18 protein-coding genes and 1 pseudogene are annotated in these 18,761 nt (G+C 65.4%); 3 read left to right on the top strand and 16 right to left on the bottom strand.

Annotated elements, in window-relative coordinates; all coding sequences use genetic code 11:
* The 6 genes and pseudogenes from AC0IX4_RS19440 to AC0IX4_RS19415 form a co-directional block, all read right to left on the bottom strand.
* Positions 1-666, bottom strand: a complete 666-nt coding sequence (locus AC0IX4_RS19440) for a DUF8010 domain-containing protein (protein ID WP_042572751.1) — start codon at positions 664-666, stop codon at positions 1-3.
* Positions 663-1,094, bottom strand: coding sequence for an acyl-CoA thioesterase (locus AC0IX4_RS19435; protein ID WP_042572750.1), 432 nt, complete (start codon positions 1,092-1,094; stop codon positions 663-665). The genes AC0IX4_RS19440 and AC0IX4_RS19435 overlap by 4 nt, the downstream gene beginning before the upstream one ends.
* A 106-nt stretch (positions 1,095-1,200) precedes the next feature.
* A pseudogene (locus tag AC0IX4_RS19430) lies at positions 1,201-6,066 on the bottom strand (NAD-glutamate dehydrogenase).
* Positions 6,067-6,220: 154 nt separating this feature from the next.
* Positions 6,221-7,900 carry an energy-dependent translational throttle protein EttA gene (gene ettA, locus AC0IX4_RS19425; RefSeq protein WP_042572748.1) on the bottom strand — a complete coding sequence of 560 codons (1,680 nt, stop codon included), beginning with the start codon at positions 7,898-7,900 and terminating at the stop codon, positions 6,221-6,223.
* A gap of 118 nt (positions 7,901-8,018) precedes the next feature.
* Positions 8,019-8,504 (bottom strand): single-stranded DNA-binding protein, encoded by a 486-nt coding sequence (gene ssb, locus AC0IX4_RS19420; protein WP_471830562.1) that lies wholly within the window; start codon positions 8,502-8,504, stop codon positions 8,019-8,021.
* Positions 8,505-8,645: 141 nt separating this feature from the next.
* Positions 8,646-10,421 carry an ABC transporter ATP-binding protein gene (locus tag AC0IX4_RS19415; RefSeq protein ID WP_056075460.1) on the bottom strand — a complete coding sequence of 592 codons (1,776 nt, stop codon included), beginning with the start codon at positions 10,419-10,421 and terminating at the stop codon, positions 8,646-8,648.
* Positions 10,422-10,518: 97 nt separating this feature from the next.
* On the opposite strand from AC0IX4_RS19415, the gene AC0IX4_RS19410 reads away from it, so the two are divergent.
* Both AC0IX4_RS19410 and AC0IX4_RS19405 read left to right on the top strand, forming a co-directional pair.
* The gene (locus tag AC0IX4_RS19410; RefSeq protein ID WP_471830560.1) at positions 10,519-10,959 is read left to right on the top strand and encodes a MarR family winged helix-turn-helix transcriptional regulator; all 441 of its coding nucleotides are present in this window, start codon (positions 10,519-10,521) and stop codon (positions 10,957-10,959) included.
* A 111-nt stretch (positions 10,960-11,070) separates the two neighbouring features.
* Positions 11,071-11,742 (top strand): hypothetical protein, encoded by a 672-nt coding sequence (locus AC0IX4_RS19405; protein ID WP_471830558.1) that lies wholly within the window; start codon positions 11,071-11,073, stop codon positions 11,740-11,742.
* A gap of 806 nt (positions 11,743-12,548) precedes the next feature.
* Here AC0IX4_RS19405 and AC0IX4_RS19400 read toward each other — a convergent pair.
* The 7 genes from AC0IX4_RS19400 to AC0IX4_RS19370 all read right to left on the bottom strand — a co-directional run bounded on the left by AC0IX4_RS19400 (position 12,549) and on the right by AC0IX4_RS19370 (position 16,659).
* Positions 12,549-13,061 carry a hypothetical protein gene (locus AC0IX4_RS19400; protein ID WP_471830557.1) on the bottom strand — a complete coding sequence of 171 codons (513 nt, stop codon included), beginning with the start codon at positions 13,059-13,061 and terminating at the stop codon, positions 12,549-12,551.
* Positions 13,062-13,546: 485 nt separating this feature from the next.
* The gene (locus tag AC0IX4_RS19395) at positions 13,547-14,989 is read right to left on the bottom strand and encodes a phage major capsid protein (protein ID WP_471830555.1); all 1,443 of its coding nucleotides are present in this window, start codon (positions 14,987-14,989) and stop codon (positions 13,547-13,549) included.
* Positions 14,989-15,612 carry an HK97 family phage prohead protease gene (locus tag AC0IX4_RS19390; RefSeq protein ID WP_471830553.1) on the bottom strand — a complete coding sequence of 208 codons (624 nt, stop codon included), beginning with the start codon at positions 15,610-15,612 and terminating at the stop codon, positions 14,989-14,991. The genes AC0IX4_RS19395 and AC0IX4_RS19390 overlap by 1 nt, the downstream gene beginning before the upstream one ends.
* Before the next feature lie 162 nt (positions 15,613-15,774).
* A complete protein-coding gene (locus AC0IX4_RS19385; protein WP_471830551.1) occupies positions 15,775-16,065 on the bottom strand; it encodes a hypothetical protein in 291 nt (96 codons plus the stop codon).
* On the bottom strand, positions 16,062-16,265 hold the full coding sequence (locus AC0IX4_RS19380) for a hypothetical protein (RefSeq protein ID WP_471830549.1): 204 nt from the start codon (positions 16,263-16,265) through the stop codon (positions 16,062-16,064). Before AC0IX4_RS19380 ends, AC0IX4_RS19385 begins: the two co-directional genes overlap by 4 nt.
* A gap of 2 nt (positions 16,266-16,267) precedes the next feature.
* Complete coding sequence (locus AC0IX4_RS19375) at positions 16,268-16,480, bottom strand: hypothetical protein (RefSeq protein ID WP_471830547.1); 213 nt, start codon at positions 16,478-16,480, stop codon at positions 16,268-16,270.
* A complete protein-coding gene (locus AC0IX4_RS19370; RefSeq protein WP_471830545.1) occupies positions 16,471-16,659 on the bottom strand; it encodes a hypothetical protein in 189 nt (62 codons plus the stop codon). Before AC0IX4_RS19370 ends, AC0IX4_RS19375 begins: the two co-directional genes overlap by 10 nt.
* Positions 16,660-16,893: 234 nt before the next feature.
* Here AC0IX4_RS19370 and AC0IX4_RS19365 point away from each other — a divergent pair, with 234 nt between their 5' ends.
* The gene (locus AC0IX4_RS19365) at positions 16,894-17,058 is read left to right on the top strand and encodes a hypothetical protein (RefSeq protein ID WP_471830543.1); all 165 of its coding nucleotides are present in this window, start codon (positions 16,894-16,896) and stop codon (positions 17,056-17,058) included.
* A 113-nt stretch (positions 17,059-17,171) separates the two neighbouring features.
* Here AC0IX4_RS19365 and AC0IX4_RS19360 read toward each other — a convergent pair whose 3' ends face one another.
* Genes AC0IX4_RS19360 through AC0IX4_RS19350 form a run of 3 tightly spaced genes read right to left on the bottom strand, consistent with a single transcriptional unit; the run spans position 17,172 to position 18,578 of the window.
* A complete protein-coding gene (locus AC0IX4_RS19360; protein WP_471830541.1) occupies positions 17,172-17,597 on the bottom strand; it encodes a hypothetical protein in 426 nt (141 codons plus the stop codon).
* A complete protein-coding gene (locus tag AC0IX4_RS19355; RefSeq protein WP_471830539.1) occupies positions 17,594-18,337 on the bottom strand; it encodes a hypothetical protein in 744 nt (247 codons plus the stop codon). The genes AC0IX4_RS19360 and AC0IX4_RS19355 overlap by 4 nt, the downstream gene beginning before the upstream one ends.
* A gap of 34 nt (positions 18,338-18,371) precedes the next feature.
* Positions 18,372-18,578: a hypothetical protein gene (locus AC0IX4_RS19350; RefSeq protein ID WP_471830538.1), complete on the bottom strand. Its 207-nt coding sequence runs from the start codon at positions 18,576-18,578 to the stop codon at positions 18,372-18,374.
* Positions 18,579-18,761 lie beyond the last annotated feature (183 nt).

Below are 18,761 nucleotides of genomic sequence, written 5' to 3'. Positions count from 1 at the left end.
TCAGGTCACCAGCAGGGGGATGATCGCGCCCCGGCTGCGGAAGACGGACCCGTACCGGGCGTCGAGACGCACCCAGGAACGCGCGACACGGACGCGAACCCGGTCGTCGGCATCTCCGGAATCGGCGCCGTCGGGAAGGAACTTCATGGCGTTGAGGGCGAAGATCATGCGCATCGACACCGGAACCGCCTCGTCGGCGGCGTCGACCGTCACCACGTCCTGATCGAGCAGCGACACCGGTGGTCCGTGGTCGGTGCCGTGCTCGCGCGCCAGAGCGACACCGCGCTCGGCGAGGTCGACGAGGACACGGCCCGGGACGTCGTCGACGTGGACGAAGCCCGTGTCGGGCGGAACGGGCCCGCGCCACGCGGAGTCCATCCCGAAACCGGGGTCGAACGGTGCGGCTCCGGCCGAGGCCATCAAGGACAGCAGTCCGTCGGCGGCGACCGTCACGTCCGACGGGATCAACCGTGCGCGGACGGTGCGCGAGGCGAGCACATCGAAGCCGGTCTCGACCCAGGCGACGACATGCTGATCACCGCGCCGTCGCATCCGGACGACGGCAGCGGCGTCGAGACGCGTCGCGTGAGTGAGGAAGGTCGCGAGGTCGTCTCTGTCCCGCGCGTCCGGAACGGTCAGCGACCGTTCCGCGAGTGCACCGGTCACGGACGCTGCCAGCGCTGGAGGTACTCGCGCTCGGTGTCGGTGAGCCTGCGCAGTCGCTGTGTGTCGATGTCGAACGCGGCGATCTGCGTGGACGCGACGATGGCCGGCGGGCTGCTCATCGGCGCGCCATGAGCCCGCACCTCGTACCCGGCGGTGAAGTCGACGGCACGCAGCTGCTTCGTCCACATGAACACGTCGAGTGGGGTGTCCTCGTGGCGCAGCTGCCCGCGATACCGCACGTGCAGGTCGGCGATCACCGCGCTGTTGCGGAGCGACGCGGTCGGGCACCCGTCCGCCATCAGCCAGGGAATGCGCGCTTCCTCCAGCAACGTGACCATGCGGGCATGGTTGATGTGCTGGTAGACGTCCATGTCCGACCACCGCACCTCGACCGGGCAGTGGAAACCGATGAGCTCGTTCGCTGTCACGTCGTCAACCTATCGCTCTCGACCGACCCCTTCCCCCGCGAGTACGTCCGAACTGTCGCCCCGACCCTCGGGATCGCGACACTGTCGACGTACTCGCGGGGGGCGATCAGCGCGAGACGTCGGTGCGCGCCCCTGCTCCTCGCACCATGCTGCGGATCTGGCGTGCGGCCACCGACAGGGTCGCCAGGTCGAGTGTTCCCGACTCGCCGATCTCCGTCAGCGCTGCACGTGCGCGGGACAACCGTGACGCGTTGGTCGACTCCCACTCGGCGATCATCTCCTCCGGTGTCTCCCCCGGTTCGCCGCCCCCGATGACGTCGAGCGTCAGTGCTCGCAGCGACGAGTACAGGTCGTCGCGCAACGCGAGCCGAGCCAGCGAATGCCACCGGTCACCGCGTTCGAGGGTGGACACCGCGGACAGCAGCCAGTCGATGCCCAGGTGCTCGCTCAGGGCGTAGTAGAGGCTCGCCATCGCGGCGTCGTCCTGGTCCGCGATGTCCGCCGTCTCGATGACGTCGAGGAGGCAGAACACATCGAGAAGTCGGAACACTCTGTGCGCGAGCGCTTCCGGGGCACCCTTCTCGATCGCGACCGCCGCACGATCGATGCCGCTGCTCGCCTGACGTCCCTTCAGCCATGACGGGAGCTCGGCCTCGAGGTCTCGCACCTTGCGAGCGAACCGGGTGATCTCGGCCCCCACTGCGATGGGCTGAGGGCGGTTGGACAGCAGCCAGCGCGATCCTCGGTCGAGCAGCCTGCGTGATTCGAGCACCAGTTCGTCCGACGCCGCCGTGGGCATGTCCGTCGTCGCGATGATGGACCAGATCTCGTGCAACCCGAAGATCTCGCTCGTCGCGGCGAAGGCACGGGCGGCGTCGGTGCTGCCGACCCCGGAGTCCTACGCCAGCCGGAACGCGTAGCTGATGCCGCCGTGGTCGACCGTCTCGTTGGCGATCCTGGTGGCCACGATCTCCTGCCGCAGCGGGTGCGCCTTGATGGCACCGGCGAACCGCTCACGCAAGGGCGTCGGGAAGTACTCCGTGACGAGCGGGGCGAACACCTCGCTGTCGGGAACGTCGGATGCGAGCAGATCCTCCTGCAGCGCCAGCTTGACGTGCGCCATCAGGGTCGCGAGTTCCGGCGAGGTGAGGCCCAGTCCCTCCTTGCCGCGACGGGCGATCTCCGACTTCGTCGGCAACGCGTCGATCGCGCGGTCCACCCGTCCGGAGGCCACCAGCTCGGCGATGAGCCGGGCGTGCACCCCCAGCAGTTCCGGCGCATGCGCCCGCGACACCCCGAGCACCTCGTTCTGCGCGACGTTGTCCTCGAGAACGAGCAGTCCCACCTCGTCCGTCATGGACGCCAGCAACTCTTCGCGTTCGTGCGCCGGGAGATCACCCGACGACACCGTCGAGTCGAGCAGGATCTTGATGTTGACCTCGTGGTCCGAGCAGTCGACGCCGGCCGAGTTGTCCACGGCGTCGGTGTTGATCTTGCCGCCCGCGGCGCTGTACTCGATGCGGCCCAGCGCGGTGGCGCCGAGGTTTCCGCCCTCTCCGACCACCCGTGCACGGATGTCGGAGCCGTTGATGCGGACGGGATCGTTGGCCTTGTCGCCGACGTCCGAGTCGGACTCGGTCCGCGACTTGATGTAGGTGCCGATCCCGCCGTTCCACAGCAGGTCGACCGGGGCGGTGAGGACCGCACGCATCAGTTCCGGAGGCGAGAGTGCGGTCACGTCGTCCGCGAGTCCGAGAGCCGAGCGGGCCTGCGCACTGATCGGTACCGACTTCACGGTGCGGTCCCAGACTCCGCCGCCCTCACTGATCAACGACGTGTCGTAGTCCGCCCAGGACGACCGGGGCAGCTCGAACAGTCGACGACGCTCGGCGAACGATGTCGAGGCCACCGGAGCCGGGTCGAGGAAGATGTGCCGGTGGTCGAACGCGGCGACGATTCGCAGGTGTTCGCTGAGCAGCATTCCGTTGCCGAAGACGTCGCCGCTCATGTCGCCGATGCCGACGACGGTGATCTCGTCGCGCTGCGTGTCGACGCCGAACTCGCGGAAGTGCCGCTTGACGCTCTCCCACGCTCCCTTGGCGGTGATGCCCATCGCCTTGTGGTCGTAGCCGATCGATCCGCCGGAGGCGAACGCGTCCCCGAGCCAGAAGTCGTACTCCGCCGACACCTCGTTGGCGAGGTCCGAGAACGTCGCGGTGCCCTTGTCCGCTGCCACGACCAGGTAGGAATCGTCGTCGTCGCGTCGCACGACGCGGGCCGGCGGGATCGCCGCCCTCGTCGCACGGTTAAGGTTGTCGGTGACGTCGAGGAGTCCTGCGATGAACATGCGGTAGCAGGCACGTCCCTCCGCGCCGGTGTTCGCGCGATCGGTCGCCGGGTCACCGGTCGGGGTGGGCGGCCGCTTGACGACGAAGCCACCCTTGGCGCCGACGGGAACGATGACAGCGTTCTTGACTGCCTGTGCCTTGGCCAGTCCGAGCACCTCGGTGCGGAAGTCCTCGCGTCGGTCCGACCACCGCAACCCGCCGCGAGCGACAGCGCCGAATCGTAGGTGGACTCCTTCGACCCGCGGCGAGTACACGAAGATCTCGAACCGTGGTCGCGGTTTGGGAAGCGCGTCGATGTTCCGGGGATCGAACTTCAGCGACAGGAAATCGCGACCGCGTCCCTCGGCATCGACGACGAAGTGGTTGGTACGCAACGTCGCTCGCACCAACGTGAACATCGCGCGCAGGACGCGGTCCGCGTCGAGGCTGACGACGCGGTCGATGACGGTGGTCAGCTCGTCGGCGATCTCCTGCGCGCGTTCCTCCGACGACGAGTCGGGATCGAACTGTGCGTCGAACAGGTCGGCCAGGAGAGAGGCGGTGACCGGGTTGTCCAACAGCACGCTCTCGATCCCGGCCTGGCTGTACGGGAAGGCTGCCTGTCGCAGGTACTTGGCGTAGGCGCGCAACACCACGACGCGCCGCCACTCGAGGCCCGCGCGCAGCACCAGTTCGTTGAACCGGTCCGCTTCCGCGTGTCCTCTCCACACCGCCGCGAACGAGTCGGTGAAGCGCCGACCGACCACGCCGGCATCCGTGGTCGCGCCCTCGATGACCTCGGGTTCCGCGGACAGCCCGAAATCGTAGATCCAGCACCGGGTTCCGTCGAGACGGACCACGGCGTACGGACGTTCGTCCACCACCTCGACGCCCAGGCTCTGCAGCACGGGCAGTACCTGGCTCAGCGACACCTCGTGACCGGTGACGTACAGCGAGAAGCGCCATTGTCCACGCTCGGCGTCCCGGGGACGGTACAGGCACATGTCGATGCGGTCGTCGACGAGCGCGTCGAGCCGGCCGATGTCGATCAGCGCACGCGCGGGGTCGAAGTCCTGCTTGTACGCCTCGGGGAACGCGACGGCGTATCGAGCGGCGCTGTCCGGGGACACCGCCGGATCCGACGCGGCCGCCTCGCGGAGGGCGTCGTCCCATGTGCGCGTGGCGTCCGCGATGAGTGAGCGGATGCGGTCGCGGTTGGCATCGGAGACGTCCACCGCGTCGGCCGACTGACCGTCGAACCGAACGGTGAAGTGCACCAGTGCGAGGGGACTGTCGGTGACGCGAGCCTCGTACTCGACGTCGATTCCGCCAAGTTCCTCGAGCAGAATGCGACGGGTCTCGAGTCGCAGCCTCGTGGTGTACGAGTCGCGCGGGAGGTACACCAGCGCGGAGACGAACCTGCCGTACCCGTCCCGACGGAGGAAGAGCAGTACCTCGCGGCGGAGCGCGCTGCGCTCGACGGCGGAAATGGTGTCGAAGAGCGAGCGGGCATCCGCGGAGAACAGCTCGGTACGGGGGAACGACTGGATGGACTCGAGCATCGCCTGGCCCGAGTAGGACGTCAGTGTGTGGCCCGCCTTCTCGATCACGGCGCGTACGCGGTCGCCGACCACGGGGATGTCGAGCACGTTGCCGTGCAGCGCCGCGATGGTGAACAGACCGGTGAAACGGTTCTCCCCCACCGTGTTTCCCTCGTCGTCCAGGTCGTGGACACCGACGAAGTACGGATGCACGGCGCGGTGGACCGACGTCGAACTCGACGCGCGAGTAAGGACCAGCAAGTCCTCGCGTGCCACCACACGGTCGATCGGCAGGTCGAATCCCTCGACTACCCCGGCGTCGTCGGAACGCAGGATGCCGAGACCGGATTCCGTCACGGGCTCGAGACCGGACTCCGTCGCGGTGTACCGGCGGCTACCGAGCACGCGGAAATTGCCCTCCGCCAGCCAGCGCAGCAGTCGGCCGGCGTCGTGTCGCGCCTGCGGGGTGACGGTTTCCGAATCGTCGGCGTCACCGCGTCGTGGCCTGTCGAGGCGGTCGGCGAGTTCGAGCTGACGTCGCTGCATCGCCGGGGTGTCGTCGACGACCCGGCGGACGTCGCCGAGCACGTCCTCGAGGGACGACTCCAGCGACGCGAAGGAATCCTCGCTGGCTGCCGGGTGCAGAGCCACGTGGATCCAGGACTCGAGGATGCTGCCGTCGGCCGCGTCGCCGGTGTCGACGTCGGCAGGGGTGGCGCCGCCTCGGATGGAGAGCAGATGACCGGAGTCGTCGCGGACGACACGGAGAATGGGATGAACGACCTCGACGACCGCGATCCCGAGGTTGGTGAGCCAGGCGGTGACCGACTCGACGAGCATCGGCATGTCGTCGGTGACGATCTGGATGGCGACGCCGACGGCGCTGTCCGGCCCGCGGTGGAGTTCGATGTTCGCGACGCCGGTCGTGCGGTCCTGCGCGAGAGCGAGGTGACGAGTCACGACTTCCGCGGGGTCTGCGCCGGTGGTGGCTCGTAGGACGTCGAGATCGACGTGTCCGAAGTACACCGCGCGGAGATCGTCCGCCCGTTCGAGCACCGAGCTCGGCGCCGTTGCCGAGTCGGAGTGCCCTCCCGTTGAAGTCATCGCTGTCGCCTTTCGATCACCACGATCGGCGGATCCACCGGTCGCGGCGACGTTGTCCGTGGGGTTCGGCTCCCGACCCTAGCCTCGAGAGGCCGGGAGCCGAACACCGCGGCAGCGTGGCGTGCGATGAAAATAGGTTACTTACCAGTACATTTCAGTCGCGCGTGAGCTTGCGGTGCGTCACCCGGTGCGGACGTGCCGCGTCGGGGCCGAGCCGCTCGACCTTGTTGGCCTCGTAGCCTTCGAAGTTGCCCTCGTACCAGTACCAGGCTGCCTCGTTGTCGCCGAAGCCACCTTCCCACGCCAGGATGTGGGTACAGGTCCGGTCGAGGAACCACCGGTCGTGCGAGATCACGACGGCGCAACCGGGGAACTCCTCGAGGGCGTTCTCCAGCGAACCGAGCGTCTCGACGTCCAGGTCGTTGGTGGGCTCGTCGAGCAGGATCAGGTTTCCGCCCTGCTTGAGCGTCATCGCCAGGTTCAGACGGTTGCGCTCACCACCGGACAGCACGCCGGCGGCCTTCTGCTGGTCGTGGCCCTTGAACCCGAACGAGCTGATGTACGCACGCGACGGGAACTCCTGCGTACCGATGGTGATGAAGTCGAGGCCGTCCGACACCGTCTCCCAGACCGTCTTCGCCGGGTCGATACCCGAGCGGTTCTGGTCGACGTAGCTCAGCTTGACCGTCTGACCGATCTTCACCTCGCCGCCGTCCGGCTCCTCGAGACCGACGATGGTCTTGAAGAGCGTCGTCTTACCCACACCGTTGGGTCCGATGACACCGACGATGCCGTTACGCGGAAGCGTGAACGACAGGTCCTTGATCAGGACACGGCCGTCGAAGCCCTTGTCCAGGCTCTTGACCTCCACGACGACGTCGCCGAGGCGCGGCGGGTTGGGAATCTGGATCTCGTCGAAGTCGAGCTTGCGCATCTTGTCGGCCTCGGCCGCCATCTCGTCGTACCGGTCGAGACGTGCCTTGTTCTTGGCCTGGCGTGCCTTGGCGCCGGAACGGACCCATGCGAGCTCGTCCTTGAGGCGCTTCTGCAGCTTCTGATCCTTCTTGCCCTGGACTTCGAGACGGTCGGCCTTCTTCTCCAGGTAGGTGGAGTAGTTGCCCTCGTACGGGTAGAGCCGACCGCGGTCGACCTCGCAGATCCACTGGGCGACGTGGTCGAGGAAGTACCGGTCGTGCGTCACGGCCAGGATGGCGCCCGAGTACGCGGCGAGATGCTGCTCGAGCCACAGGACCGACTCGGCGTCGAGGTGGTTGGTGGGCTCGTCGAGGAGCAGCAGATCCGGCTTGCTCAGCAGCAGCTTGCACAGTGCGACTCGGCGCTTCTCACCACCGGAGAGGTGCGTGACACCCTCGTCCGGCGGCGGGCAGCGAAGCGCGTCCATCGCCTGCTCGAGCTGCGAGTCGATCTCCCACGCGTCGGCGTGATCGAGCTTCTCCTGCAACTCGCCCATTTCTTCCATGAGCTCGTCGGAGTAGTCGGTGGCCATCAGCTCGGCGATCTCGTTGTACCGCTTGAGCTGGACCATCGTCTCGCCGAGTCCGTCCTCGACGTTCTCGCGGACCGTCTTGGTCTCGTCGAGTTCGGGCTCCTGCATCAGGATCCCGACAGTGGCGCCCTGTGCGAGGAACGCCTCACCGTTTCCGGGCTGGTCGATCCCGGCCATGATCTTGAGGATGGACGATTTGCCGGCGCCGTTGGGTCCGACGACGCCGATCTTCGCTCCCGGCAGGAAGCTCATCGTCACGTCGTCCAGAATGACCTTGTCGCCGTGCGCCTTGCGCACCTTCTTCATGGTGTAGATGAATTCCGCCACGAGTTCCTCTCGTTGTGCTCACCAGCGTGTTCGTGCCGGGCGCGGTGCCGGTGACTGGGAGATGTGCTCGACGGCAAACTCTACCGGGACCAGCACGTGGCGTGAAATGCTCGCGCGCTCAGCCCACCGCGGCCACCTCCCGCTCGCCGTGCTCCTGCTCCGAGTGCTCGTCCCCCGAGAGCTCCTGACCCGAGTGCTCCTGCCCCGGGTGCTCCGCCTGGTCCGGTCGCTCGGCGGCGACGGGCCGACTGCGATCGACCTTCACGCTGCACCTCGCCAGGTCGGGCCCGACCGCCGTCGCCCGGATCTCGAGATCGGCGCGGCCGACGCCGTCCTTCGTCGTGTACTCGTTGGTGTGGGCCTGTCCGAACACGATGACCGAATCGCCCTTCATCAGCGATGCCCCGACTCCCGACACCAGTCGGCGCCAGCAGCTCACCGAGGCGTAGAGGGTGTCACCGTCCTGCCATTCCCCGGTACCGCGATCCATCCGGCGCGAGTTGCTGGCGACGCGGAAGCTCATCACCTCGTCCCCCGATTGTGTGGTCCGCTTGATCGGGTTGGTGATGACCGTTCCCACGACCGTCAGGTACGCCTCGTACATGGTGAATCCCCCTCGTCCGCGGCCGACGCGGTGTCGGTCGCACAGCCGACTCTGCGCCGTCGGACGGCACGGAACCAGATGCGCGGGAGCCCTGTGGACGGTGGTCCACAGGGCTCCCGGAGGTCTTGACTTTCCTGATCGTCAGGCGGAGACCAGTTCGTCGCCCGACGCGGCGAGCAGGGTTGCGTAGGCACCTCGCAGCGCCACCAATTCGTCGTGCGATCCCGATTCGACGATGTGCCCGTGATCGAGCACCACGATCCGATCGGCGGTGCGCACGGTGGACAGTCGGTGCGCCACGACGATGGTGGTGCGGTCGTGTTCCAGCTGGTCGATGGCCCCGGCGAGAGCGCGTTCGGTCGTGGTGTCCAGCGCACTGGTCGCTTCGTCGAGCACCAGCACGGGCGGGTTCCGCAACACCGTGCGGGCGATGGCGAGCCGCTGCTTCTCGCCGCCGGAGAACCGGTAGCCACGCTCGCCGACCAGGGTGTCGTACCCGTCGTCGAGCGAGACGATGAAGTCGTGGATCTGCGCCGTGCGGGCAGCATCCTCGATCTCGGCATCGGTCGCGGTGGGTTTGGCGAACCGCAGGTTCTCCCGGATGGTGTCGTGGAAGAGGTAGGTCTCCTGGGAGACGACTCCGACTGCGGCCGACACGGCGTCGAGTGCCATGTCCCGGAGGTCGACCCCGTCGATCTCCACCGACCCGGACGTCGGGTCGTACAGCCTCGCGGTGAGATACCCGAGCGTGGTCTTTCCGGCGCCTGTGGCTCCGACGATCGCGAGCGTGCTGCCGGCGGGAACCGTGATGTCGATGTCGGAGAGGGTCGGTCGCCCGGCGCCGGGATACTCGAAGCCCACGTGGCGGAAGCGCACCTCGCCGCGCAGGGTCGCGGGGTCGACCGTCGTCGGCGACGCCGGTTCGTCGATGTCGACCGGCAGATCGAGGTACTCGAACACGCGGCCGAACAGGGCGAGCGAACTCTGCACCTCGACACCGGTGTTGAGCAGCATCATCGTGGGGCGGAAAAGTTGTGTCTGCAAGGTGGTGAAGGCGACCAGAGTGCCGACGGTCAGCGCGCTGCCGTTGCCGATGGTTATCCCGGCGAACCAGTAGACCAGGGCGGGCATCGCGGCGAAGCTGATGGACATCGTGGCCATGCGCCACTTGCCGGCCATCATCGAGCGCAGTTCCACGTCGGCAACTTCCGACGACCGTGAGGTGAACCGGTCGGTCAGGACGCTCGATGCTCCCGTGGTCTTGCCCAGGAGGATGCCGCTGACGGACAGGGATTCCTCGACCTGGACGGACAGATCGCTCAGAAGTCGTTGCCGCACACCGGAGATACGTCGGCGCTCGTCACCGACGCGTCGTGCGATGCGGACGAAGACCGGCAGGATCGCCAGGGAGAAGAGAGCAAGTTTCCAGTCGAGAAGGAACAGCGCGACGACGGTTGCCAGAACGGTCGTGGCGTTCTGCGCGATGGACGTCGCGGTATTGGTGACGACGGACTGCATCCCGCCGATGTCGTTGGCGATGCGCGACTGCACTTCCCCGGTGCGCGTCCGCGCGAAGAATCCGAGGGACTGTCGCTGTAGGTGGGTGTAGACCTTCACTCGCAATCCGTGCATCAGCGCCTGGCCGATGCTGTTGGACATCCAGGTCTGCGCGACGCCGAGGCAGCTGGTGATGACGGCGATGGCGATCATGCCCCCGGCCAGGATCGTCACCAGGGCGACGTCGGCGTTCGGGATGGCATGGTCGAGCATGTCGCGCAGCAGCAAGGGAGATCCCAGCGCGACGATGGCGCTGAGGGTGATGACGGCACTGACTGCGGCGACTCGGCCGCGGTACGGGCGAAAGAGAGAGACGACTCGCCCGAGGGGGGCGGGTTCGGAACGGTGTTCATCCGGCATTGCCGGACTGGTGGAGGAACGCATATGACCTCCCGGTTGGGTTGAAGCTGAGGTTACCTCATTATGAGGTCTACCGCTGCAACGTTAGTATCGTCGAGTGCATTCCCACGAGAAGGACCTCGGCGAACTGGTCACGACGGTGGCCCGCTCCATGAGACGCCGACACATGGCCGCACTCGAACCATTCGGGTTGTCCCCCTCGCACGGACGCGCGTTGCGAGTCCTGGCCGGCACGGACGATGCGCTCCGGCCCGGCGACCTGGCCGAGCGGCTGCGGATCGCGCCGCGGTCGGCGACCGACGTCGTCGATGCGCTGGAATCGTCCGGCTGGGTGGCACGCAGCGTCGACGCGACGGATCGGCGTGCGGTCCTCCTACGTCTCACCGACGACGGCCGCGACATGGCACGCACCATCGCCCGAGCGCAGAAGAGCGCCTCCGAGGCGATGTTCGCCGGCCTGGGCGCCGAGGACCGCGCCACTCTGGCGGAGCTGTTGACTCGTATCAACGACGAATCCGGTGCAGGAAACATCGCATAGCCCAGGACTGAGAACTAGCACCGTTGCCGGCGCGCGGGACCGCCTTGACCGCTGCCCCGCGTGTCGGCGTTACACGCGTGGTTTGTCGTAGTCCTCACCTAAGCTGCCTTCATGGCTAACCCCGCTGCCTTGCTGCACGACCAACTCATGATCTGGTCGACAGGCGACGCTGCCTCAGCCGCGCGTGGCATTGACCAGGACCCGACCGTCGGGTGGTCGAATGTGCGGCAAGCAGTCGCCCATGTGAGCGCAATCGAGGAAATACTCATTGGTAAGCAGCAGCAGGGGAAGCGCGTCAATAGCTACCTTGCCGCGATACCTCGATGGACAGCCGCCATTTTGGCCCATCCGCACGGTTGGACGAACGCGTCTCACGCCGGAATAAATCACTCCGATGTAGAGCTTCTCGATACACTAGCGGGGCTTCTTGATGACTGGCTACCCAGCACTAATCCAGACGAGCGCAAGGGTCTCGCGGACTACGTTTCGGAAATTCTTGAGACGTTGTCAGAAGATGACTCGTTACCCGACGATCTCAAGCTACATGTCGCTGAGTGCATCTTCCACGTACGCGATTGTCTGGACCGCTTCGACGTAGTTGGGGACTTCGACTTGCAAATTGCAGTGGACCGACTTTATCTCTCGGTCGGTCGAGCGAAGAATTCCAGCAAGCAAAGAGACAGATGGACGCATTTGGCCGAGAATGTCTATTATCCTTTTGCGGTTGGTGCATTGTCATCGCCTGTTGGGAACATTCTCTCCCATTTGGCCATCGGTAGCTGACCTGCCGCGCCCGTTCTGGGGCAGGTGACTCCATGGTGACAAAAGGTGTACGCTGGCAAAGAAAACCAGCCTTAATGGCTAGTAGTGGACAATGACGCGTCATAAGCCGGCGTCGTGTGCGAATGCGCGACTCGAAGACTACCTCTGACCAGGGGCTCCAAGACAGCTTTTTCCGAAAAACTGGAATCCATACCCGGTTTCAAAGCCCTGACCTGGGGTTATTCGACCAGAGAGAGATCGCGGCCGGGTGCGGCGGGGTCGGCCGCTGACCCCCACACGGCGACCACCTCCCCCCCTACCCGAGCCACCTTGCGCCACACGTCATTCCGTCGCGCCGGCCATTCCTCTCCATCCATTCCCATCGTCTCGGACTACCATTCATTGGTGAGTGCTGACCATTAGCAGTGAATAGGTTCGGTGCATTCCTATCGAACGCTGGCGCTGCCGTTCGGCGGGGTAGGACCACACCAGCGCGGGGCCGTTCGGCCGTGTGCGTCCGTCTCCAGGGCGTCGTCTGCGGGCCTGGCTCACGGGTCGCCGGCGGTCCTGGTCGGCTCGGTCGGATCGTGCTGTCACAGTGTCGACTCGAAGCATGATTGTGTGTGTGAGTTGGTCAGACACACATCGACACGAGCACGAGCAGGCAGCAGGCAGGGCACGAGGGCAGCAGGGGTGGCAGGGCAGCAGGGGTGTGGTGGCACCAGCACGAGGGGTAGCAGGCGTGGCAGCAGCAGTGGTGTGCAGTGTGTGTGGTGTCAGGTGTGTGGTTGTCAGATCATGTGTGTCAATCATCATGTGCAACAGTGTTAGTCAGCACTAGCACGTGCACGATGGGATCGTCTGACAGGTATCATGTTGTTTGACTTGGGTTGCACAACAGTTACTTTGACGTTTTGATGACCAGCAGGGTCACGTTCGTCGGTCATGTACCACTCGTCGATCACGCCCCTAGTCCACGGCGGCCGGCCATCGGAATGAGCGCGGCGCTTGCATTCATCGCGGCCAGGGTTGATCTCGATCCACTCGACTTTCCCTTTGTACCGCGCATAACGCGCCTTGGCTGAATCGACTGGTGAGGTGTCGATAATCCAGACATCACCTTTCCATGAATGACGCGCGTCGACGATGTGCTCGATCATGGCAATTCGTGCAGCTTTCACCACCCCTCGCAATCCGGCCGGTCTGGTGCGATCGGGAAAGCCTAGCGCCTCAGCGATGATATCGAAGTCGATCACGAGATCGCCAGCCTTCTTATGCTTTCGCACGAATGTACTTTTGCCTGATGCCGGCGGACCGCTGACAATCTTCAGTGTGTACATTCGATAACCCATTCTGTCGATACCTGGATAGCAGAAAAGACGCCCATCTCCCGCGCTTCCCGACGACACGGGCATGCAGCAGGGAGATGGGCGTCTCGTGGTCCGATGCGCCGGCCAGGAGAGGTAACCGGCCATCGGAGTTAAATCGCGCGGGGTCGATCGGTTCATCACGCCTACCGACCCCGCGCTGTGATCGGCCGTGATGCCGCGCAACCACATTCGCCGTCGCGGGGTGATGTGTTTGCCGCCAGGTCGATCCTAAATGCGGCCACACGACGGCCGAACACTGGTGCAGGTGAATGGACCAGTAGTTCGTGCCGTGGTGTGGCCGTTCGGCCCGGAGGGCTCGACGTTCCTCCGGTGCCTGTAGGGCGCGGTCCTCGGGGAGTGGATCAGGCTCCGCCGCGCCTCTACGATCCGCCCTCGCCCGATGCTCAGCGGACCCGCAGAGGCCCTTGCACATCAGGTTCGGGAGCTTGTGGGGGTCAGGCCGTGGTCGGCACCGAGAGGACTCGGAACGCGTTCGGCACGAGCACGTCGGAGCCGGTCCGGAAGTGCAGGAGCAGGCCGCGCTGGCCGGTCGGTCGTCCGTTGGGGCCGAACAGGTTCGGGATGAACTCCACGACGCTGCCCAGCTTGTTGACGATGACGAACTGAGAGAAGTCGCCGTAGATGGCGGCGTAGTTCGCCTCGGTCGCGGCCGGGTTCAGGGTGCCGTCCAGGGTGCTGATCTCGCTCACGGGCTTGTCGAGCAGTCGGCCGGCGGCCAGCTCCGGGAACTTCAGCGCACCGTTACCGGTCTCCATCTGCCGGACGCTGTTCAGGATCGCCAGGTTCAGCGCCCAGCGCGCTTTATTGCGGAACCGGGGCGGAAGGGCCTGCGCCAGCGCGAACACGTCGGCCGCGCTCACGGTCTCCGGGGTCGTCGCCGGAACCAGAACGGACGGGCTCGCCGCTGCCAGCGCGGTCACGATGCCCTTGGGCTGCGCCACTCCGGAACCGGTGGCGAACGCTGCCGCTTCGAGCTGGTCCACGGCGTCGATCAGGAGCCGCTGAAGGTCCGCGATGAACGATGCGCTGGCGTCCTGTTCGATCTCGAAACTGTAGGGAACGAACGCCGTTGCCTTGTGGACCTTGATCTCCGGGTTCGCCAGCGTCGGGCTGTTGTCTCCGACCTCGGTGGCCTCGGGGGTCCAGGATGCCTGCACACCGGCAGATGTGATGCCGCGCCATGCATTCGTCGACGTGGTGACCGAGCGGGAGATCTCTCGGAACGGGTTCACGCTGCCACCACTCGACAGGATGATCGCCGGATCGAGCTGGTAGGGCAGGATCGCGCTGTTGCCGGTGTTGCTCTCCAGGAGAGACCGGTTCTCGGTCTGCGCGCTCTGGTAGGCGCGGCGCTCGGCGTCGGTCAGGTCCAGGTGCCCGCGCTCACTGCTCATGACCTTGGCGAACGCCGATGCATAGACCTCGGTGCCGGTGCTGCGGATCAGCGTGGCCATGGCCGGGGAATGGGCTGCGGCGCGCTCGATGCGGGTCGCTGCGGCCTCGGTGACCAGACCGTCGTCCACCGAACGTTCCAGCGAGACCGCCACGTCGTGGTTGCGCGTGCTGCGCGTGGTCGGCTGGTGGCCCTGGTCCGCGCTCTGTCGCTCGTCGTCGTCGTGATGGGTGCCGGCGTTGGCCTTGTCGCGGAGGGACTTGATCCGCAGCTCGGCGCGCTCGATCTTCTCGTCGAGGTCGGTCAGGGTCTCGGAGACCTTGCGCACCTCGGCGCTGTCGATCTGGTCGCCGGACTCGCTCCGCTCGGTGAGGTCGGTACCGTACTCGGCCAGTTCCTCACGCGCGGCGCGGAGTTCGTCGAGGCTCCTGGCGCTCGCGATCTGGGCATAGTCGAAGTCGTTGGTGTTCTTACGTCGGCGCATCAGAGTCGCCCTTTCAGAATGAGGAGCGCCAGCCTGTCGAGATCGGCGCTCGGGGAGTCGTCGATACGGAGACCGACGGAAGTGGTGGGATATGCGGGGGACGCGACTGGTCCGGCCTCGTGCAGCTTGACGGCGGTGACGGTGCGGAGGATCGGGCCTCGGCCACCGGACCACATCAGGTCTTGGGCCTCACGGGGTGTCAGGAGCTTTCCGTCTGCGTCGTTCCAGTAGTCGGAGACGACCTCGAATCGGAAGCTCATCCCGGTCACTGCGCCCGACTGGATCGCCTGCCGAACCGGAAGAGTGTGCGCGTTGTCGTGCATGCGCGCGGTCACTCTCAGTCCGTGGGAGTCCTCGGTGATGTCGGTGAACACACCGAGAGGGACTTGACCGACTGCAGGGTCGCGGCCGTGGTTCCACTGCAGGATCGGGGTGCGCTCGGCGAGACTGTCGGAGAATGCGCCCCGTGCGATCCGCTCGTCGAAGTCGCCTTCCCATGAGCGGATGTGCGTCACATCGTCGAATGTTGCGGCGTAGCCCTCCAGGGTGAGACCGTCGCCGCCGGCCGTGCCGGAACGGGTCTCGAAGTGACTGGGCGTCGTCCGCGTGAGAAGCGTTGCCATGGTTGAACTTTCGGGTGGCATGCTGATACTGCGGGAATGTCGATGAGCCTGCGGCCTGGGTCAACCCTGTCGGCGCGCCTCGGAAGGGCCAGCAGGGGACGACGGTCGGTCTCTGTCGAACGGGTGCATCATAACCCGTCCGACCGAGACCGCCCCCCTGCACTATTTCTCGGTCGTCGTCCAGCTCTCGGGAACGTGATCCGGCGCTGCGGCGTCCACGGTCTCCCGGTAAGCGCCCGTGGCGTCGTCGTCGAACAGGAGCGACTTGGCCACGAACGCGAACGGCACATCCGTCACTTTCAGCTCGATCGGGTCGTTCTCGGGATGGACCGTGACGCCGTGCTCGGCCACCAGGGCGCGGACATCGTCGGGTAGCGCGGCCACGGCGTCGGCCATGATCCGTTCCATGCGATGAGTAGCGCGGCGTGCCTGGAACTCGGTCGGGCCGGTCATCGCTGCGCTCCGCATGTAGGGCATACGCCGGTCGGTGCCATATTTCCCAGACTTGTCAAATCGGTTTGTGCGACGACGTGATTGTCTTTCTTGGCCTGCACGAGTCCGCCCGTCTCGGTGACAGTGAGTCCGGTGGTGTCGATCTTGCTCTCAGCGAGCAGGGTCAGGAATCGTGTGCGGTTCTCGGTGGTGAGTGCCATTTCTATTTCTCCTTGCGAATCAGGGATAGATCGGTCGTGAGTTTCTGGGCGTCGCGTACTCGGTGTGCGCGCATGCCCTGTTCCCGGAACGTGGACCACGTGAGCGCGGGGTCGTCGAGGGCGTCGTACTGCACCCTGAGCGCCACGATGCGCGTCCGGAGAAGCGCGTAGCCGTTGGAACGGCTGGACCGGCCGGACGACGCTCTCAGGCCCACTGCGCCAGCGCGATCCGGCCGTCTCGGCGCTCGTAGAGGTAGCCCTCGGCCACCAGCAGATCGACGTGAGCGCGGATCTCCTCGGCCGACCAGTCGAGCACCGCTTCGATCGTCTCGGGCTTGATCCCGTCGAGATGCGCGCCGGCCAGCGCAACAATGCGGTCCGCGAGGTTGCTCATTGAACGCCCAGACGTGCTCGGCCCCTCGGCGGCGTGATCACGCGGTCACCTCGGCGGCGCGCTTGCGGTAGCGCTCCAGGGTCGTGAGGATGCGGCGCTCGCGCTTGGTCAGATCTTTCATGATGAATCCTGTTCTCTCGGTGACTTATTCGGTCTCAGGCAGGGGGGTAACCGGCCCGGTGAGTAGTAGAATCTATCTGTGACGCTCGGTCACACGTAGAGCCTGGAGGGGCCATGACTGCATCGCTGACGCTCGATCGAAGCGCGTTCGACATCGACACCGCCACAACCGAATCCGCTGATATCGCGTGGCTCGATCGGTATTTCCCGGATCAGGTGAGCTGCCCTCGCGTGCGGTTCGCCGACGGAGGTATCGGAGCACTGCTCCCGCCGCTCTGACCAGCGCAGACATTCGATAAGGCCCCTGACGTTGCCGTTGGGGGCTTTTTCATGCCATCCGCTACTCGGTGTCAGGCAACGGCCCCCGATGCGTCAGGGTGGGCGCTGGAGGGTTAGACGGGCTCGGCCAGGTCCAACGCTCGGGCGCGCTCGATATCCCCCGTCAGCGCGGCCAGGCGCTCGTAGAGTCGATCACGCTCGGTGAGCGCGGTGTTCAGGATCAGGGTCAGCGCTTCCGGCTCGCGGCCGATGTCCACGAGGAAACCGGCCCCGTTGTCGTAAGCGTTGGCGGTTACGAATGTCGTGTCCGGATTGTGCAGGAGTTCCCCCGCTACCGTTTGCACCATCCGCGAATTCATCCATCGGAGCGGTGTGTGCGTTATCCGTTGCACGCGCGGTCCTATGGAATTCGACGAACCGGGTTGTAGTGATTTGTCCACGAACATCGTGTCCACGAATATGGCCGGCCCGGAATAGCCGGCGATCGTGAGTGTCGGTCGGGTGATCGGTTGGATGATCAGCTCGTAGGGGTTGCTCATAGCGCGGGGAACCTGATCGAGCCGTCTTCCTGTTCGACACCACCCATGGACGCCAGCTCCGGGGTCATCATCGACTTGTGCGGTCGTCGTGGTTCGGTTTTCTCCGGCGAGCCAGGGAGGAGCGCCCCCGGCGCGGATCCCTCTGGCGTAGCCGGGTCTGGGTTATCGGTTAAGGAAAAGGAAGTAAGTGTCTGTAAGACACTCTTACCTTTCCTTTCCTTTCCTTTAACCGGGGGTAACCCCTGGTGGTCACTACCGGTGTCAACACCAGTGTCAGGTGTGTTTCCCCTGGTCGTCTTCGATGACGCGTCAGTGACGGCCGTAGTGACGGCGTTAGCACCCTGCGCCCTGGTTACGTACCCCGGTGAGCACTTCCAGGTGTCCGGGCAGGTGCTGTGGTCGCCGCTGCGGTGCCGGTTGCGCTGGTCCCATTGCTTCTGCTGCTTCACCCTCTCGCCCGCTGTCTTCTGGTCCGACCAGTCCACGCGCCAGCCGTCATCGACCGATTCGGCCAGTCCCTCGGCCACGAGGAGCGCTATCAGGACTTCGGGCTCGGACTGACCAGTCGCGCGGGTCAGCATGAACTCCGGGATATAGCCGTCGCTGCCGGCCGATGCCGACCATGTGCGCAGCTCCAGCAGGAATAGAATTGCGCGTAGCGAATGCTCGCCACCGTGCAGTAGTTTGTTCACTGCGATTCCGGAAAAGAATTCCTGTTCCAGTGTTGTTCCGTAGCTCATTGTGTCTCGATTCCGTGGGCGTGAGAGGGCGGAGTCAAGCGCTCTTGGCGCGGAGTTCCGCCAGCTTCTCGACTTCGACGCGATCGAGACGGACGAACTTCGGTGCTAGGCGATACTCGGTGAGTCCCAGCTTGGCGCTGTTGTTCATGATGGTTGTCGCCGAAACATTGAGCAGCACAGCGGCTTGCTCGCGAGATATGAGATCCGGGTGGACCGGAGTCTTGATTCGTGGTGTGGTCATGGTGGTTCCGTTCGGTCGGTGGCTTGTACTTCCGATTATTAGAAAACCACCTCATCCGACAAACTCCCCCCACCTACGGTCGCCGCTGGTCTAGGGGGGATTCCGGTCCCCTCGACGCTACCCTGGAACGCGGTGTGAGAGCCGGATCGACGGCCCCGACCTACAGCGTGGACATTCTCCCTC

The organism is Rhodococcus sp. AC861 (genome assembly GCF_979256035.1).
The sequence above is the reverse complement of the archived record's forward strand: the minus strand, read 5'-3'. Positions and strand labels throughout refer to the sequence as shown.

Excerpts from the sequence above, each read along its gene's own strand:
- ssb (WP_471830562.1), bottom strand. The coding sequence starts at position 8,504 with ATGTACGAGGCGTACCTGACGGTCGTGGGAACGGTCATCACCAACCCG.
- AC0IX4_RS19415 (WP_056075460.1), bottom strand. The coding sequence starts at position 10,421 with ATGCCGGATGAACACCGTTCCGAACCCGCCCCCCTCGGGCGAGTCGTC.
- AC0IX4_RS19405 (WP_471830558.1), top strand. The coding sequence starts at position 11,071 with ATGGCTAACCCCGCTGCCTTGCTGCACGACCAACTCATGATCTGGTCG.
- AC0IX4_RS19400 (WP_471830557.1), bottom strand. The coding sequence starts at position 13,061 with ATGTACACACTGAAGATTGTCAGCGGTCCGCCGGCATCAGGCAAAAGT.
- AC0IX4_RS19395 (WP_471830555.1), bottom strand. The coding sequence starts at position 14,989 with ATGCGCCGACGTAAGAACACCAACGACTTCGACTATGCCCAGATCGCG.
- AC0IX4_RS19390 (WP_471830553.1), bottom strand. The coding sequence starts at position 15,612 with ATGGCAACGCTTCTCACGCGGACGACGCCCAGTCACTTCGAGACCCGT.
- AC0IX4_RS19385 (WP_471830551.1), bottom strand. The coding sequence starts at position 16,065 with ATGACCGGCCCGACCGAGTTCCAGGCACGCCGCGCTACTCATCGCATG.
- AC0IX4_RS19380 (WP_471830549.1), bottom strand. The coding sequence starts at position 16,265 with ATGGCACTCACCACCGAGAACCGCACACGATTCCTGACCCTGCTCGCT.
- AC0IX4_RS19370 (WP_471830545.1), bottom strand. The coding sequence starts at position 16,659 with ATGAGCAACCTCGCGGACCGCATTGTTGCGCTGGCCGGCGCGCATCTC.
- AC0IX4_RS19365 (WP_471830543.1), top strand. The coding sequence starts at position 16,894 with ATGACTGCATCGCTGACGCTCGATCGAAGCGCGTTCGACATCGACACC.
- AC0IX4_RS19360 (WP_471830541.1), bottom strand. The coding sequence starts at position 17,597 with ATGAGCAACCCCTACGAGCTGATCATCCAACCGATCACCCGACCGACA.
- AC0IX4_RS19355 (WP_471830539.1), bottom strand. The coding sequence starts at position 18,337 with ATGAGCTACGGAACAACACTGGAACAGGAATTCTTTTCCGGAATCGCA.
- AC0IX4_RS19350 (WP_471830538.1), bottom strand. The coding sequence starts at position 18,578 with ATGACCACACCACGAATCAAGACTCCGGTCCACCCGGATCTCATATCT.